15 protein-coding genes and 1 pseudogene are annotated in these 15311 nt (G+C 60.4%); 12 read left to right on the top strand and 4 right to left on the bottom strand.

The genetic code is table 11. From position 1 onward, the window contains the following. Window positions 1-97 precede the first annotated feature (97 nt). A complete protein-coding gene (locus QNO03_RS04960) occupies window positions 98-1135 on the top strand; it encodes an acyltransferase family protein (protein WP_289602259.1) in 1038 nt (345 codons plus the stop codon). A 42-nt stretch (window positions 1136-1177) separates the two neighbouring features. Here the strand turns inward: QNO03_RS04960 and QNO03_RS04955 are convergent, their stop codons facing one another. Beyond that, a complete protein-coding gene (locus QNO03_RS04955) occupies window positions 1178-2476 on the bottom strand; it encodes a hypothetical protein (RefSeq protein ID WP_289602257.1) in 1299 nt (432 codons plus the stop codon). A 412-nt stretch (window positions 2477-2888) separates the two neighbouring features. On the opposite strand from QNO03_RS04955, the pseudogene QNO03_RS04950 reads away from it, so the two are divergent. From QNO03_RS04950 to QNO03_RS04940, 3 genes and pseudogenes are all read left to right on the top strand, one after another. Then, window positions 2889-3543 (top strand): annotated as a pseudogene (locus QNO03_RS04950) (ATPase, T2SS/T4P/T4SS family); the annotation flags it as partial. Between the two features lie 213 nt (window positions 3544-3756). Further along, the gene (locus QNO03_RS04945) at window positions 3757-4728 is read left to right on the top strand and encodes a hypothetical protein (RefSeq protein ID WP_289602255.1); all 972 of its coding nucleotides are present in this window, start codon (window positions 3757-3759) and stop codon (window positions 4726-4728) included. Window positions 4729-4940: 212 nt separating this feature from the next. Continuing rightward, window positions 4941-5753 carry a TIR domain-containing protein gene (locus tag QNO03_RS04940; RefSeq protein ID WP_289602253.1) on the top strand — a complete coding sequence of 271 codons (813 nt, stop codon included), beginning with the start codon at window positions 4941-4943 and terminating at the stop codon, window positions 5751-5753. A 553-nt stretch (window positions 5754-6306) separates the two neighbouring features. Here the strand turns inward: QNO03_RS04940 and QNO03_RS04935 are convergent. After that, on the bottom strand, window positions 6307-7779 hold the full coding sequence (locus QNO03_RS04935; protein ID WP_289602252.1) for a HEPN domain-containing protein: 1473 nt from the start codon (window positions 7777-7779) through the stop codon (window positions 6307-6309). Window positions 7780-7892: 113 nt separating this feature from the next. After that, window positions 7893-8615 (bottom strand): DUF5677 domain-containing protein, encoded by a 723-nt coding sequence (locus QNO03_RS04930; protein ID WP_354003888.1) that lies wholly within the window; start codon window positions 8613-8615, stop codon window positions 7893-7895. A gap of 140 nt (window positions 8616-8755) precedes the next feature. Between QNO03_RS04930 and QNO03_RS04925 the strand changes: the two genes are divergently transcribed. Both QNO03_RS04925 and QNO03_RS04920 read left to right on the top strand, forming a co-directional pair. Beyond that, window positions 8756-9043 (top strand): hypothetical protein, encoded by a 288-nt coding sequence (locus tag QNO03_RS04925; RefSeq protein WP_289602249.1) that lies wholly within the window; start codon window positions 8756-8758, stop codon window positions 9041-9043. Beyond that, window positions 9040-9513, top strand: coding sequence for a hypothetical protein (locus QNO03_RS04920; protein WP_289602248.1), 474 nt, complete (start codon window positions 9040-9042; stop codon window positions 9511-9513). Before QNO03_RS04925 ends, QNO03_RS04920 begins: the two co-directional genes overlap by 4 nt. Window positions 9514-9528: 15 nt before the next feature. Here the strand turns inward: QNO03_RS04920 and QNO03_RS04915 are convergent, their stop codons facing one another. Beyond that, complete coding sequence (locus QNO03_RS04915) at window positions 9529-9813, bottom strand: hypothetical protein (RefSeq protein WP_289602246.1); 285 nt, start codon at window positions 9811-9813, stop codon at window positions 9529-9531. 162 nt (window positions 9814-9975) lie between these two features. On the opposite strand from QNO03_RS04915, the gene prfB reads away from it, so the two are divergent. From prfB to QNO03_RS04885, 6 genes are all read left to right on the top strand, one after another. Continuing rightward, window positions 9976-11094, top strand: coding sequence for a peptide chain release factor 2 (gene prfB / locus QNO03_RS04910; protein WP_289602245.1), 1119 nt, complete (start codon window positions 9976-9978; stop codon window positions 11092-11094). A 167-nt stretch (window positions 11095-11261) separates the two neighbouring features. Continuing rightward, window positions 11262-12017 (top strand): cell division ATP-binding protein FtsE, encoded by a 756-nt coding sequence (gene ftsE / locus QNO03_RS04905; RefSeq protein ID WP_229950519.1) that lies wholly within the window; start codon window positions 11262-11264, stop codon window positions 12015-12017. After that, complete coding sequence (gene ftsX / locus QNO03_RS04900; protein ID WP_229950524.1) at window positions 12014-12916, top strand: permease-like cell division protein FtsX; 903 nt, start codon at window positions 12014-12016, stop codon at window positions 12914-12916. The genes ftsE and ftsX overlap by 4 nt, the downstream gene beginning before the upstream one ends. Before the next feature lie 62 nt (window positions 12917-12978). Continuing rightward, on the top strand, window positions 12979-14376 hold the full coding sequence (locus QNO03_RS04895) for a peptidoglycan DD-metalloendopeptidase family protein (RefSeq protein WP_289602243.1): 1398 nt from the start codon (window positions 12979-12981) through the stop codon (window positions 14374-14376). A gap of 44 nt (window positions 14377-14420) precedes the next feature. After that, on the top strand, window positions 14421-14894 hold the full coding sequence (gene smpB, locus QNO03_RS04890) for an SsrA-binding protein SmpB (protein WP_229950528.1): 474 nt from the start codon (window positions 14421-14423) through the stop codon (window positions 14892-14894). Then, the gene (locus QNO03_RS04885) at window positions 14891-15250 is read left to right on the top strand and encodes a hypothetical protein (protein ID WP_229950531.1); all 360 of its coding nucleotides are present in this window, start codon (window positions 14891-14893) and stop codon (window positions 15248-15250) included. Before smpB ends, QNO03_RS04885 begins: the two co-directional genes overlap by 4 nt. Window positions 15251-15311: the final 61 nt, after the last annotated feature.

Genomic DNA, 15311 nt, shown 5'->3' with positions numbered 1-15311 from the left:
ATTCCGCGCTCCGCCAAGTCCAGTTGGTATATCGAAAGATGCGTGAATGTCCGGTTATCCACCACCACTCCCCAAGGTTCGACGTCAATCACCCGGGATGCTGGGAGAACTGTTCGACCCGAAAAACAACTCGCTCAACGCGATCCGGCTTGTGTTCGCTTGTCTCGTGGTGGTGTCCCACGCCTGGGTCATCGGGGGCCTGGGGGACGAGCCCGAGCTGGGCGGCAGGACGCTCGGCGCGTGGTCAGTGCTCGGCTTCTTCGGAATTTCCGGCTACCTGATTACCCGGAGCCGGCTGAACGGACAGCCCGCTGCCCGTTTCTTCCGTGCGCGTTTCCTGCGCATCTACCCTGGGTTCCTGGTTGCGCTCCTCATGGTTGCGTTTGTCTTCGCACCGCTCTCGGTTGTTTTAGGGTCGCCTGGATCCTTTGCCCTTGAACAGTCGCTGACATACGTGGCCCGCAATCTCTTCCTTTACCCGCCGGTCATTTCCCAGAGCACTATCGGGACCACACTGGCAGACGGCGAAATCTGGAACGGTGCACTGTGGAGTCTCTTCTGGGAGGCCTGCTGTTACGTCGGCATCGGCGTCCTTGGCATCACGGCGTTACGCGCTGGCCGCAGCCTTGTACTGGCGGTTACCTTCCTTGGAGCCACCGGGGCATCCCTGGCCGCGCACGCAGGACTTATTCCAGCCAGTGAGCTCACCCTGGCCCCTCCGCTCATTGCGGCGTTCACCGGAGGGGCACTCCTGTACGTCTACGCGGACCGAATCAGGGTGCTGCCGGCCGTGGCCGCGTCCGCCATTGTTCTCCTGATTTCCATCATGACGGGAACTGCAACTGTTCTGGCACCACTGCCGTTTGCACTGATCGTCTTCGTGCTGGGAGCGGTTCTCCCACTCCGGCGTGTAGGTGCGAAACGGGACCTGTCGTACGGCATCTACATCTATGGCGTTCCCGTCCAGAACCTTTTGGAGGTCTGGCTGCCGGGCCTTTCATTGCCTTGGTACCTTCTCCTCACCTTCGCCTGCGTTGTGCCACTGGCACTGGCAAGCTTTACATGGGTAGAGGCTCCTGCAATGCGGCTCAATCGGCCGAAGCTATCCAAGCCGGGCCTGCCCGCTGCCCGGTAAGCTTCGGCCGATTGAGCCGGGGGCACGCCCCCCGGGGCAGGGTTACAGGTCCTCGCAGCGGATAACCGTGGCCCAAGTGCCCGGCGCATGCTGGATGTCGACGCTCTCCAGCCCCGGATCTGCTTCGCAGGCCTGCCTTGCTGCGGGGATCTGGGGGGCCCATTCCGGGCCTGTCTCGCGTGCGGGATCCAGGGCAAAGAAATGCACGGTCTGCAGAACCACAAAAGCACCGATCAGTCCCCACCGGAACTGTGGGCTTGCGGTGAGCCCGGCCAACCGGCTGGAACCCACGGCAGGATCGCGGTCGGACCCGATCACCATGAGCAGCGGTATCAGGGCAAGCAGGAACATTGACGGAACGGTGCTGTAGCGGCTGAGGAAGAAGCCGCCCCAGGCGGCTGGTTCGAAGTGCGCATAGTTAAACCAGGGGGCGGGGTTGAGGATGACTGCACCTCCCCAGACTGCTCCCGATGCCAACAGGAAAGTAGCTCCGGCCAGACGCTGAAGGCGATTGCCCAGAATGGCCACAAGGAGCGCAACAGCCACAAACGGCAGTGCACTGGCCACGATCGGCAATGCCCCGAAGTTCTGAACGTTGTCCCTAATTGCCGCGCTGCTTCCGTAGACAAGGGCAGAGCTGGAGTTTAGGAAGTAGCCGTAGAAGACCGAAAGGAGGTCGGCCTTTGCTCCCGTGTTGTTGTCGAAGCGGGGATACATCCACATCGTGAACAATTGGCAGGCCACTCCGGCGGCAAGTCCCGCCTTCGCCCACCAGAGGCTTTTGTTCCGCCAGCGGAAAAGGACCAATGGCAGGAAGATCGCGGTCTGAATCTCCGTCAGTCCGATGACAAGCGCGGAGACACCCAGCAGTATTTTCTGGCCAACGGTCGTTGGTGACTTGACGAGGACCCATGGGGCCAGCCACAGGAGATACCAATGCAGGTTGGCGACGTTGGCCATTGTCTCGAGGGCGCCGGGAGCTACCAGAACGGGAATGGAGGCCCAGCAAAGCCGCGCTGCGAGGTTGCTGGTGAGTGCAGATGCACAGTAAAAAGTGAGTGCTGCCACCAATCCCAAGATCATGCTGCAGGCCACGGTGATGGCCAGGGCGTAGGCATCCAGACCGAAAAGCGGCGTCACGACCGCTACGACTATCCGCGGCAGCAGGTGCAGATACCCGGCGTAGGGGTGCAGCAGGCCCGGTCCCTGGTCGAAGTATTCGTGGAGGAACAATGCCCCGTCCTCCGCCCAGATAGTTCTGGCCGAGACGTCTGGAACGCGGAGAAACGCCGCCACGGTACCCAGGACGGCGACAGCGAGAATCGGGAGTAAGGAGGCCACGCGGGGGTGCCCCCTGGTCCATTTGCGACGCGACATCCGACGTGACATCGGCGGAGAACCTGTGTCCCCATGCAGTGAAGCGTCTGTATCGGCAAGGGCATGCGACATGTTGCTGAATCTTTCGTTGTTTCGATGTGGATGCTCCCCGTCATCCCTGCACGAGAATACCGGGTTATCCGAGTCCGCACTGCGTGCCGGGCATCAGCCGGTGGGCCGAAGCCACAAAACAGGGGGAATCCAGGGATTGGCTCTTAACGGTATGCAGGGTTATCCACACGGGTAGGGACTACCCTCGCCAAACCAGGTCCCCGCTCCTAGCCTCTTCGCTGTGGCCGGCCGACCAGGCCATGGACCGAAGAACTTGCGACAGTCTCGTACCGGGCCCCGTGCCCGGCGGTTGCGGGGGATGTAGATGGATGCGGTGCAGATAGTCGAGGATGAGGTGCGGGAGCTCATCCGCGTGCGCGGGCTGGATCCGCAGGAGCAGTTCGCCGAAGTCCGGCGGTTGGTGGATGCGGCCGTGTCCGACTACGACGAGCGTTCCCTGCTTGGAAGCCTCCCGCCGTTGGGGGCGCCCGGACGCCGTGCGCCGGCAGGTGTTCGACGCCGTTGCCGGCTTCGGTGCCCTCCAGCCCCTCCTGGATGACTCCACTGTGGAAGAGGTCTGGATTAACTCACCCACGGAGATATATCTGGCACGGGACGGGCGGTCGGAACTGACATCGTTGTCGCTGACGCCGGAGCAGGTCCGGCTCCTGGTGGAGCGCATGCTCAAGTTCTCCGGCCGGCGTCTGGACCTGTCCTCTCCTTTTGTGGACGCGGCGCTGCCGGACGGGTCCCGCCTGCATGTGGTCATCCCGGATGTGACGAGACGGCAGTGGGCGGTGAATATCCGTAAGTTCGTGGCCCGGGCCCGGCGCCTGGATCATCTCGTGGAGTTGGGAACCCTTTCCCCGGCGTCCGCCCGCTTTCTGGCCGCCGCCGTAGCTGCCGGGCTGAACATACTGGTTTCAGGAGCCACGCAGGCGGGAAAGGCGACTAACTCTCAATACACCGCCATATCTGTGTTGTAGGTAGGGAAGGACACCTGTCTGGTTAACTAGGTGAACATTCATAGGTGAGGGGTATTAGACGTGCAGTTACTTACTCGGACGCTAGCGGCAAGAGCGTCCGCTATACAGCTGGTGGCAGTGGCCGTCGTACTTGCGGTTAGCGCAAGTTTAGTAGCGACGTATGTACGGGAGACCGCAGGCGCAGCCACGGCTATATGGATAGCCATTGTGACAATTCTCGTGGTGCTGTTTTTAGTCACCGCATACGAGTTTCGACAGTTGCACGAACACGTCGCCGTGAAGGGAATCCTTGTTCTTCACGACGGAGGATTCGTTGACATACCTCGCTACAAGTTAAGTCGTGATATAAATGCGGCATTCAAAGCAATTCTGAATGAGAATGAAGCTATTAGTAGACAGTGGGGCGACGGCGACTTAAGAGACAATGATGAGGAAGATCCAGGGCCTAAAAGGCTCAGGGTCAAATTGATGCATGAAGTTATGGAGTACGTGCTCCTACAAAAGCTCGGCAGTCACCTTGCGGACAAAAATGGAAGCACGCCTGCTAGTCAGATAAGCAGCTACGAGCGTCCCGACCTGCTCCCGCTGCTGACGGACAACAGGGTGCTTGACCAGCTTTCTCGCCCCGTGGAGGACCGTATTGCTCTGGTGAAAGCCCGGGATGGGCAAGCGAAGCACTTCCTAGAGATTATCCGCAAAGGTCCAAGGGACGGTGAAGGAATTCTATGGCAGGCCTCAGACGGAACGCATATGTACTCCAGGTTGATACTGGAACTACCAAGGGGTGCGCGCGTCGTCCGAGTGGAGTCGGAAAATATACGAATCATCTCCAAGTATGTCGAGGTTGACCTCTTTGTAAATTTCGGGGGTAGCGGGATACTTGATTCCGAGTTTCTTGAGGAATATTTGGGTCTCCCGCCGATAGACTTTTACCGCGGGAAAACGGGGAAAGGTCAAATATGGAATCTCACTTTTCATGTTGGCGTTCGACTTAAGTGGCGCGCCCTTTTCTCCCCAAACGCTTGGAAGCTGTACCTCTGGTGTGAATCGTTCGCTGACGCATGCCGCAAAGACTACGGATGGGAAGCATTTCAGGCCCACATCGGGTGGGAGACTGCGCGGACGTTGCTCATCGCTCGAGCTAGCTCGCGGCGGAACAAGAGCGAAGACCATTCATGAACCGTGCTGCTGAGGTCAGCTAGAGTCCGGCGCGCAGCGCCGGACTCTAGCCTTTAACGGTTAATGGAAGCTTCCTTCGTTGCGTAGCTCGAGGTAGCAGTATCTCCTGGCGCAAGGGTTGTCGGGGCGCGATGGACCCGCCAAAGCCCCCGAAGCACGCGATTGGAAAGCAACGGCTGAGTTGCTGGCGCGTGGCCGCCATACTATTGAGCATGCAAATTTTTATCAGTTGGTCCGGTTCCGAGAGCCACACTATGGCACTTCTGCTAAGAGAATGGCTTGTTCGAGTCCTTCAGTACTCAGCGCCGTTTGTCTCGTCGCAGGACATAAGCAAGGGAGCGCAGTGGCTGATCACAATCAGCGATGAGTTGAACGACACCTCGGAAGGGATTGTGTGCGTGACCGGCCGCAATTACGAATCTCCGTGGCTCAACTATGAAGCTGGTGCACTCGCGAAGACAACCGGTCAGACCGCCGTAAGAACTGTGCTCCTGGGGTTGGCAGCAAGAGACATCCCGCCAAGCATGCCGCTCTCTAACTTTCAACATACGATCGCGTTAGATAAGTCTGAAATGTGGGCCCTCGTCCGTTCTATTCATTCTCGAAGCGGGGCCGGGGACGCAGATATTTCGGCAATCGAATGGGCATTTAACCAGTCCTGGCCAGAGTTGAAAAACAACCTGGAAGCGATCGAGGTTCCGCCGCAAGCGGTTACTGAGTCAGGCGACGAGCAGTCTCTGATCAAAGATGTGCTTCAGGAAGTGAAAAGCTTGTCAATTTCCCTGGCTGCGTTGGGTGAATCAGTTCGTAAGGCAGACGAACCTCCTGAGGATTCTAAGGAACGATTGAGCGACGAGGAGATAAGAGTCGTCAGGCCTGGTACGGCCTTGAGGCACCGGACCTTCGGCATCGGTTTGGTGATCGCTGTTGAGAAGGAAGGGAAAGAGAAAGTAGCGACAATCAACTTTCGCGACGGCCAGAAGCGGTTACTGCTGAGATATGCGCCAGTAACGATCGTTCCATAGCGGTCGTTGTCTCGGCGGGATTGTTTCCACCCCGCAGCGAGAACGCCCTTGAGTTGCTGCCGGTGCAGAGCGTTTCTGACTGGGATGCGTGGGGCACGATCGGCAACGGACCGCGAGACCAGAAGCCCCGCCAACGTAACTCGTGGACAGCAGGGAAGAAGGTGGGGCCTTTTTATGCATGGTTGCGCTAGCTGGTGCGTCCCGTGAGTACTCCTTGTCCAGAACATCGACACGTGTGTGACGCCCGTCGGGTGCATCAGCATGTGAAACAGTCGCTGGTGCCGGTGGCCGCAGACGACATGCGCTAGAACCAAAACATCGACAACTTCTCTTATAAGGAGTCGCGATCGGTTGGCGCGATCAAACATCTGCTCAGAGAGCTCAAAGTTTGACACAACTGGAACCCCTGAGGGGCATCATGAGTGGGAAACGCCGTGCTGGTCTGGCCAGGCCCGCCGCGTTTAGACCGGAGCCCCTCCGTGTCAGCGGGACCTAGACCCCAACCCTCCTTCGCGATCTGACAGCCCTCCCTTTGCTTTGAGTCCTCCCAATGTCACGACTGCGAGTCTGATGAGGCATACCCGCCGGCGCGGCCGAAGCTATCCAGGATTCGCTGATCTAGGGAGGCGGCATCCCAAGGGTCTTCCGCCACGAGACGATTCTTAAGGAGACTGCGCAGAAGGAACGTGCCTATGAAGACAGCGCTCCACTCGTGGTCTCCCAGCTTGCAGGTCCACCGTTTGGGCGTTTCCCCATGAGCTATCTTGGACCGGATGCTGTAGAACTGCTTCAACAGGCTATATGTATTCTCCGGTGGCATCTCGTCCGCCAACGCGACAGCTGCACGTTGAGCCATGCGGTGGGTTAAAGCGTCTGCTTCACTGCCAACAAGCGCTTCGATCCCGATCGCGGCGTCCAGAAGCATGTCTTCCGCATCGTCACGGAAGCCGGTTCGCCTGAGGCGGCGTGCTGCGATCTGGACGTTTCTGGGCGCGGCGCTGAGCCCCCGTGCTATACGAAGAATCTCATCAGTACTTTCCGCGCTGATCGCGACTTTTTCCCTCGCCCAAGTCCGATTGTTCAGATTTTCCGGGTAAGCGCGACCGGTCCAAGCTATCCACAGTGGAGGCAGGTCTTGCACCCACGTAGATGCCCAGTCTAAGGGGCGAACGAGCACCTGCGCGTAGCCGGTTTGGGACTCGGCAACGATATGGACGGCTTCCGTCACTGCATTCACAAATTCGACCGAGATACCCGGAGGGAGCTCACCTCCTCGTGTGAATTCGTGGACTTGGTTGCTAAAGCGCACGCTGCGGAACACGATTGCGTGTGTAGCGGCAGCAGCAACGTATGGGTCGGCCGGTCCGTGACCTGCCCAGTCCATTGCCCGTAGCACGTGGTCAATCTCAGTCAGGGGTTCAAGCCATATGTCATCGGCTAGGTGTAGGGGTTTATCTGCCGCGAAACTTACAGCAAGTAGTGGGACAACGACATCACCACTCAGTTCTGCTGCGAATCTTCCACGTTCGAGGGGAAGGTAGATTGCGACTAACTCTTCGTCGGTTTCGCTATCCGTAGCATGCGCCCGATTCAGGATCGTTCCAAGCAGCCTCAGCACACCGTATTGGATCTCCTCTTTGATTTCTTCAGCTGAACTCTTCTGCATGAGGGCGGCCACAGGGCTCAAAGCATGTTTTAGCTCATCATCTCCCATAGCTAGCGTGCTAATCGCCTCTATGGATGTTGCCAAGTCCGGAACATGGGAAACCAATATGTGGGTAAACGGTCCTTCTTTGAGGCCGAAGAGTGCTTTCCAATCTATTGGCCCACTCGAATCGAAGCTAAAAGCGTCCTGGGTGGTCGCAGGCCAGCCAGCACTGTTAGCGTCGAATTTTCGCTCTTTCTGCCGGGGGTAATACGACCCGGAATTCATACGGTCCTGCCCAGCACGGATGGCCGCTTTCAGGCCAGGGAGAAGTAGATTCCACAAATCTGGGCGAATAAGATCAGTGTCAGTTCCGGTCATGCCTCTCGAGGCCCTTCCATGAGAATCACATTGCATTCCTAACTCAGGCGCGTGCTCTTATCAAGTCTTCATGGGAATCGTTGGTGCGACACCTGCGTCTGAGTTTTCAAATTTTACTTAGGGTAGCTCTGTCTTTGGGATGCTTCAGCGAACCGCTGAACGATGGTTTTCAGAGGAGCATCGTAGTAGGACCCGAGGCCGGAAATCTCTGCGTATCCGTCTATCGCGGCGATCAGGGCATAACAACACTTTATTGCGATTGCTGAATCAAACCTTGATTGTGCTAGTAACGAATATCCTTCGCCAGATTCTACTGATTCGAAATAATGGCGAGCTGTTATGAGGGAAGGATGGCTATCCTGGGTATCGAATAACCAAGCCATGTAAAGGGATCCCAGCCTGTCTTGGTCAGCTTCGACAATAGTTCGAAGTGCTGTCAAGTGGCTCATGGATTTGTACTCGTCACTAGCCTCAGCAGAGTGTTCCTCCAATGAATCTGCCAGCTCCGGACTGAATTCCCAGTGCTGAGTTTGAGCGCCCTGAAGATTGGAGTTTCCCTTCTTTTGAGCTATGAGCGCCACCTCAATGAACTCGTCCCCGTGTTTAGCAGCCCACCTGAGCCTGATGGCATGTTCCAGGGCCGATCTGACGAGCGGCGCCGCCTCGGCGCCGTATCCGTTGCCTTCGATAGCGATTGCTGCCTCTCCGGTGCGGAGGGTGCGCATCAACCACCCCCATGCGACAGCGGGCGCCAACACTTGACGCTGCGCAGGGCGTGTAAATTCAGGCGACCACTTGGGCGCTGGTGGGGGTGCAGCTCGTACCAGAGCCGTCATGTCCTTATAGATGCTTTCAGGAGTCACAGAGCTGGTCTCGTTCGCTGCCTGACTCTGTCTGCGTCGCTTGTGGGTCACACCTCAGTGTTTCATTAGGCGGTATCGTTGCGGCCGGCCAGGTCCAGGCCGCGTCGTCCGCGGTGGTCGGTGCAGCGGATTCCGCAACCAACGTTTATGCGTCAGCACCGGATGCCTTGATTGCCGAGCAGCGTGCGGCCGCTGCGGCGGAACTGGCCCTGGCTGACTTCGGTCTGGATGCAGAGGGAATGTCAATGGAGGTCAGCTGTTCGGAAGCATGCCTGGCACCGGGCTCGACGGTCACGGTGAGCGTGCAGTTCACCAGTCCTCTTCCCGGGTTGCCGTGGCTCAGCGGGTCGCCGGTGCTGGTGGATTCGCAGTCCACCCAGGTTGTGGAGCGGTTCGGATGAGCCAGCCGGTGCACATGGCCATGGCAGCCCGGCAGCGCGGGGACGGGGAAGCGGGACAGATCGGGGTATTGATTGTCGGGTTTACCCTGCTGGCGCTGCTGACCGTCACTGTGGTGATGGCGGCGTTGGCCGTCTACATCGGGCAGAAAAAGCTGCTGTCGGCAGCCGATGGTGCGGCAGTCGCTGCGGCGGACGACTTCGCACTGGGGGAGTCGGCCGCGGGGGCCGGTCCTGCCGCTGTCCTGAAGGCCGACACGGTCCGGGCTGCCACGCAGAGGTACCTCACACAGACCGGAGCGGATGAGCGGTTCACGGACCTCACCGTGGCTCCGGATACCGGCACGGAGGACGGCCGGACCGCGCGCGTGGTGCTGGCCGCCCGGGTGCATCCGCCGATCGTGAACTTCCTGGTGCCGGACGGCATCCCGGTGACCGCGGTGAGTGAAGCCCGCGCCCGCCTGCTGCAGTAACTACGGCAGCAGTAACTACGAAGCCTTCCGCTGTTCCTCAGCCTCACGGACCGGTCCGTGCCCCCAGCCGCCGTGGTCCACGTCCAGGATCCGGCCGTCGTCGCCGTAGCAAATGGTCACCGGCTCTCCGAACTGTTCGCAGCCGCTGTCAGGGCAGCGGTCCTTCATATTGCCCACATACTCGTTGGAGAAGTGCTGCTCCCACTCATCCACCTTGCCCATGGCCCAGGGGTCGCCCTGCTCGGCCAAGTCATTGAGTTCGTCCAGGGTGTACATGCGTCCGCGCTCGGGATGGGTCAAGGCTTAGCTCCTTCGAAAGGGCATTTCCGTATCCGTTCCTTTAATCTAACGCCGACCACCGGCAGTGCCGTGCGCACGCGTCCGGCGCGTCCGGTATCGGGACAACTGCCCGACGACGCCGGCAGGCGGCGGCGCAGGGACATGGCGTAGGCTGTAAGCACCATGGCAGAAATAGATTTTCCCGCAGAAATCCGCGCCCTCCGTTCCACTTTCGCCTCTATTGAAGAGGTCTCGGACGTGGCAAAGATCAAAGAGGACATCGAAGAACTGAGCGAGATGGCCGGCGTTCCCGACCTCTGGGACGACCCCGCCGAAGCGCAGAAGGTCACGTCCAAGCTCTCGCACCGCCAGTCGGAGCTGGAGCGCCTGCAGACCATCGAGTCCCGCATCGACGACCTCGAGGTCATGGTGGAGCTGGCCCAGGACGAGTCCGACGCCGAGACCAGGGCCGAGGCCGTCACGGAACTGGAGTCCCTGCGCAGGTCCCTGTCCCAGCTGGAAGTGGTCACCCTGCTCTCCGGCGAGTACGACGAACGCGAAGCAGTGGTGACCATCCGCTCCGGCGCCGGGGGAGTGGACGCTGCCGACTTCGCGGAAATGCTCCTGCGGATGTACCTCCGCTGGGCCGAGCGCCACGGGTACCCCACCACCGTCCTTGACACTTCCTACGCCGAAGAGGCCGGCCTGAAATCGGCCACGTTCGAGGTCAAGGCCCCCTATGCCTTCGGTACCCTGGTGGTCGAGGCCGGCACCCACCGGCTGGTCCGCATCAGCCCGTTCGATAACCAGGGCCGCCGGCAGACCTCGTTTGCCGCCGTCGAGGTTATTCCACTGATTGCGTCCACCGACCACATCGACATTCCGGACAACGACATCCGTGTTGATGTGTTCCGTTCCTCCGGACCGGGTGGCCAGTCAGTGAACACCACCGACTCCGCCGTCCGGCTGACCCACCTTCCCACCGGCACCGTGGTGTCCATGCAGAACGAGAAGTCGCAGCTGCAGAACCGCGCGGCAGCCATGCGCGTCCTGCAGTCCCGCCTGCTGCTGCTGAAGAAGGAGCAGGAGGACGCGGAGAAGAAGGCGTTCGCCGGCGACGTCAAGGCTTCCTGGGGCGACCAGATGCGGTCCTACGTGCTCAATCCGTACCAGATGGTCAAGGACCTGCGTACCGAACACGAGGTCGGTAACACCTCCGCAGTGTTCGACGGCGAGATCGACGACTTCATCGATGCCGGTATCCGCTGGCGTGCGCACGGCAGCGTTTCGGCCCGCAAGTAACCCGTCCCGTCACGCAGCCTCCCGGCCGGCACCGGAATCAGAGCGGGTCCGACACGCACCTTTAGGTCGTGGCTCACTTAGCAGAAGCTGGCTATAGTCGAAAAGCCGGTGCCCTTACCCCGAACAAAGGCCCGTGTCTCCGGCCGCTTCATGGGCACAAAGTAGTGATGATCACTTTCGACAATGTCACCAAGCTCTATGACCGGAACTCCCGGCCCGCGCTCAACTCCGTCAGCCTTGACGTTGACCGCGGCGAGTTCGTCTTCCTTGTGGGCGCTTCCGGCTCCGGGAAGTCGACGTTTATCCGGTTGATCATGAAGGAAGAGCACGCCACCAAGGGCACGGTCTACGTGGCCGGCGCCAACGTGGCCCGGATTCCCAGCTGGCGGGTCCCGCGGCTGCGCCGGGGGATCGGCGTCGTCTTCCAGGACTTCCGCCTGCTGCCCAACAAAACGGTTTTCGCCAACGTTGCCTTCGCCATGCAGGTCATCGGCCGCAGCCGCGCCGTCATCCGCGACTCGGTGCCCGAAGTCCTCAAAACCGTAGGCCTGGAGGGCAAGGACAACCGCATGCCCCATGAACTTTCCGGCGGCGAGCAGCAGCGCGTCGCCATTGCCCGCGCCATCGTCAACAAGCCGGGCATCCTGCTGGCGGATGAGCCCACCGGAAACCTGGACCCCACCACCTCGCTGGGCATCATGAAGGTGTTGGACCGGGTCAACCAGAACGGCACCACGGTAGTGATGGCCACGCACGACGACGACATTGTCAACGCGATGCGCAAGCGCGTGGTGGAACTGCGCAACGGCAAGATCATCCGTGACGAGTATGAAGGCATCTACCTGGGTGAACCCGGACCGGGGCGCGGGCCGGAGACCGTGACGGATGTTTCCGGACGCCGGGAGAGCGGGGTAGCCGAATGAGGCTCGCGTTTGTCCTGGGGGAAATCGGCTCCGGCCTGCGCCGGAACCTGTCCATGGTCGTCTCCGTAGTCCTGGTGACCTTTGTGTCCCTGACCTTTGTGGGGGCCGCCGGGTTGCTGCAGCTGCAGATCGGCCAAATGAAGGGCTACTGGTATGACCGGGTGCAGGTAGCCGTTTACCTCTGCACCGACAACGACACGTCGGCAGCCTGCGCTTCCGGTGCCGTCAGCGACGAGCAGCGGGCAGCCATTGAAGCGGACCTGCAGGCGGACCCCTACGTGGAGAGCGTCGAGTACGAAGACCAGGAAACGGCGCTGACGCATTTCCGGGAGCAGTTCGCCAATTCGCCGATCGTGGACAGCATCACCGCCGAAATGCTTCCCGAATCCTTCAGGGTGAGCCTGGTGGACCCGGAGAAATACGAGGTCATCAACGAGGCCTTTTCCTCCAAACCGGGCGTCGAATCTGTCAGCGACCAGCGTGAGCTGTTCGAAAAGATGTTCACGTACCTGAACCTTGCCTCCGTGGCCGCCCTGGCTGTTGCCGGGGTCATGCTGGTCTGTGCCATCCTGCTGATCGCCACCACCATTCGGCTGTCGGCGTTCAGCCGGCGGCGGGAAACCGGCATCATGCGTCTGGTCGGTGCTTCGAAGGCCGTGATCCAGCTTCCCTTCGTGCTGGAAGGCGTCATTGCCGCCGTCATCGGCGCGGTCCTGGCATCTGCCGCCCTTTGGGCCACGGCACACTTCTTTATCGGCAACCTTGCCCGGCAGTACCCCACTACAGCCTTTATTTCATCAGAGCAGGTCCTGTACCTGACACCCGTTCTACTTGTTCTCGGGGCGGTGTTGGCGGGAGTATCCTCGCTGTTGACGCTCCGCCGATACCTAAAGGTCTAGAGTCATGAACACTGGGAATGGAATCTGGAAGATCAGCTTGAAGATCATGGAGAGTCTCGTTAATGGATAGTCGTGTGCCTCAAGGGATCGGACGTGCACCGGCGACCCGGGCACTGGCGGCGGTTGCCGCCCTCGCTGCCCTGGCCCTTTCCATGACCTTCAGCGCCCCTGCCCGCGCGGACAGCCTGGAGGACCGGAAGGCGGCAATCGAATCCGAGAAGCAGCAGGTCCTGCAGGACTACGAGTACCTCGGGGAAGACATTGCCGAGACGGTAGCCAAGCTGAACATCTATAACGGCCAGCTTCCGGGCGCCCAGCAGCAGCTTGCCGACGCCGAGGGCCGGGTTGATACCGCTGCCGGCAAGGTCAGCGCCTTGAACGAACGCGTCGCCCTCGCCCAGGACACCCACAGCACCATCACCGCCCAGATCGAGAAGGACCGTGAGGATATTGCGGCCTCGGAAAAGGCGATTGGCCAGATTGCCTCCCAGGCCTACAAAAACGGCGGTGTCCCCTCAACCTTGTCGCTGATCTTCGGTGCCAAGGGGGCGGACAGCCTCTCGGATTCCCTAGGCATGGCTGAACAGGCGCTCAAGGGCCAGAACGCGGCCGTGGAAAAACTCTCCCAGCAGAACGCCAACAACGTGAACTCCGAGGCCCGGCTGGCGGCCGTCGCCGAAGAGATCAGCAAGCTCAAGGCCCAGGCGGATGAAGCGCTCAAGGCCGAGCAGTCCGCACGGGACGCCGCCGCCGCCGAGAAGGCAAAGGTGGACGACCTCATTGCCCAGACCGCGGCAATAAACAAGGAGCTGGAAGCGCAGAAACCGAAGCTCCAGGCCCAGATCTCCAGCCTGGAGAAGGAGACCGCGCAGATCAACGCCGACATCGCGGAACAGCAGCGGATCCAACTGGAACAGTACCGGCAGCGGGAGCAGGCACGGATCGACGCCGCCAACCGTGCGGCCGCGGAAGAAGCGGCCCGGAACAACCGGCCCGCTCCACCTGTCCAGAACATTCCGGCGCAGGGCAGCCCATCGTCGTTCGGGCTCCAGTTCCCCGTGCGTAACGCGCCGGTCTCCTCCGGCTACGGCCACCGTCCGACACCGCCAGGAACCCTGGAGCTTGGTTCGATGCATACCGGCATCGACTTTGCCCCGGGCTGCGGCAGTCCCGTTTACGCAGCCGCTGCCGGCGAGGTCTGGCGTGCTGTTCCGCAGAACGACCAGCGGGAAATGATCGGTGCCGGAAACTATGTGGTGCTCAACCACGGAGTGGTCAGCGGCAACGTGCTGGCGACCAACTATTACCATCTGCAGCAGTACGTTGTAGGCCAGGGACAGTGGGTCAACCAGGGACAGCTGATCGGTTATGTGGGTAACACCGGCAACTCCAGCGGCTGCCACCTGCACTTCGAGACCGTGCTCAACGGGAACCTCGTAAACCCGATGAGCCTGCTGTAGGCCTACAATAGAACTTTCGTTTCCACCTACTAAGGAGTTGCCCCGTGCCTAAGGAAAGTGGCCGTAAGGTAGTGGCCACCAATCGCAAGGCCCGGCACGACTACGAGATCCTCGATACCTACGAGGCCGGCATGGTTCTCATGGGGACCGAGGTGAAGTCGCTGCGTGAGGGCAGGGCCTCACTGGTGGACGGGTTCGCGACGTTCTATAACAACGAGCTCTGGCTCGAAGCCGCCTATATTCCGGAATACCTCAACGGGAGCTGGACAAACCACTCGGCCAGGCGCCGGCGCAAGCTGCTGCTACACCGCGAGCAGCTGGAAAAGATCCTGCGCAAGACCAGCGAATCCGGATTCACCATCGTGCCGCTGCAGCTGTACTTCCTGGACGGCCGGGCCAAGGTGGAGATCGCCGTCGCACGCGGTAAGCGCGAATACGACAAGCGCCACACACTCCGTGAGAAGCAGGACAACCGCGAGGCACTTCGCGCGATGCGCGAAAAGAACCGCGGCGCATGAGCGGAACGTTCTGGGAACCGCAGGCCGACGCCGCCGAGGAGGCTGCTGCCCGCAAGCCGGTATGGACGTGGCTGGTCACCGCTGTCGACCTGTTGATAGTCCTTGCCGTCGTGCCCGTGGTGATCCTGGTGGTGGTTCCGTTCTTTGCGGCGTACTACCTCTACCTTGCGCACGTCCTGGTATGGCTCGCACCAGTGCTGCTCGCCGCGAACATTGGACTGTTCGCGTGGGCCTTCAGGAGCAAGGCTCCCGGGATGACCGCGCTGAGCATCCTTACGGTCCTCTTCGTCCTCGTCTCGTGGATCCTGCTGGTGGTCTGGGGTTCACCCGTCACGGTGCTGGGGTTCCGGCTCTGAACCGTGCATGCTCCATACGCTACAATGGGTGTTCCGGCTTCGGCCGGATTGGTAACTCAAT

The sequence above is a fragment of the Arthrobacter sp. zg-Y877 genome, assembly GCF_030373105.1.
Lineage (GTDB): Bacteria > Actinomycetota > Actinomycetes > Actinomycetales > Micrococcaceae > Arthrobacter_B.
The sequence above is the reverse complement of the archived record's forward strand: the minus strand, read 5'-3'. Positions and strand labels throughout refer to the sequence as shown.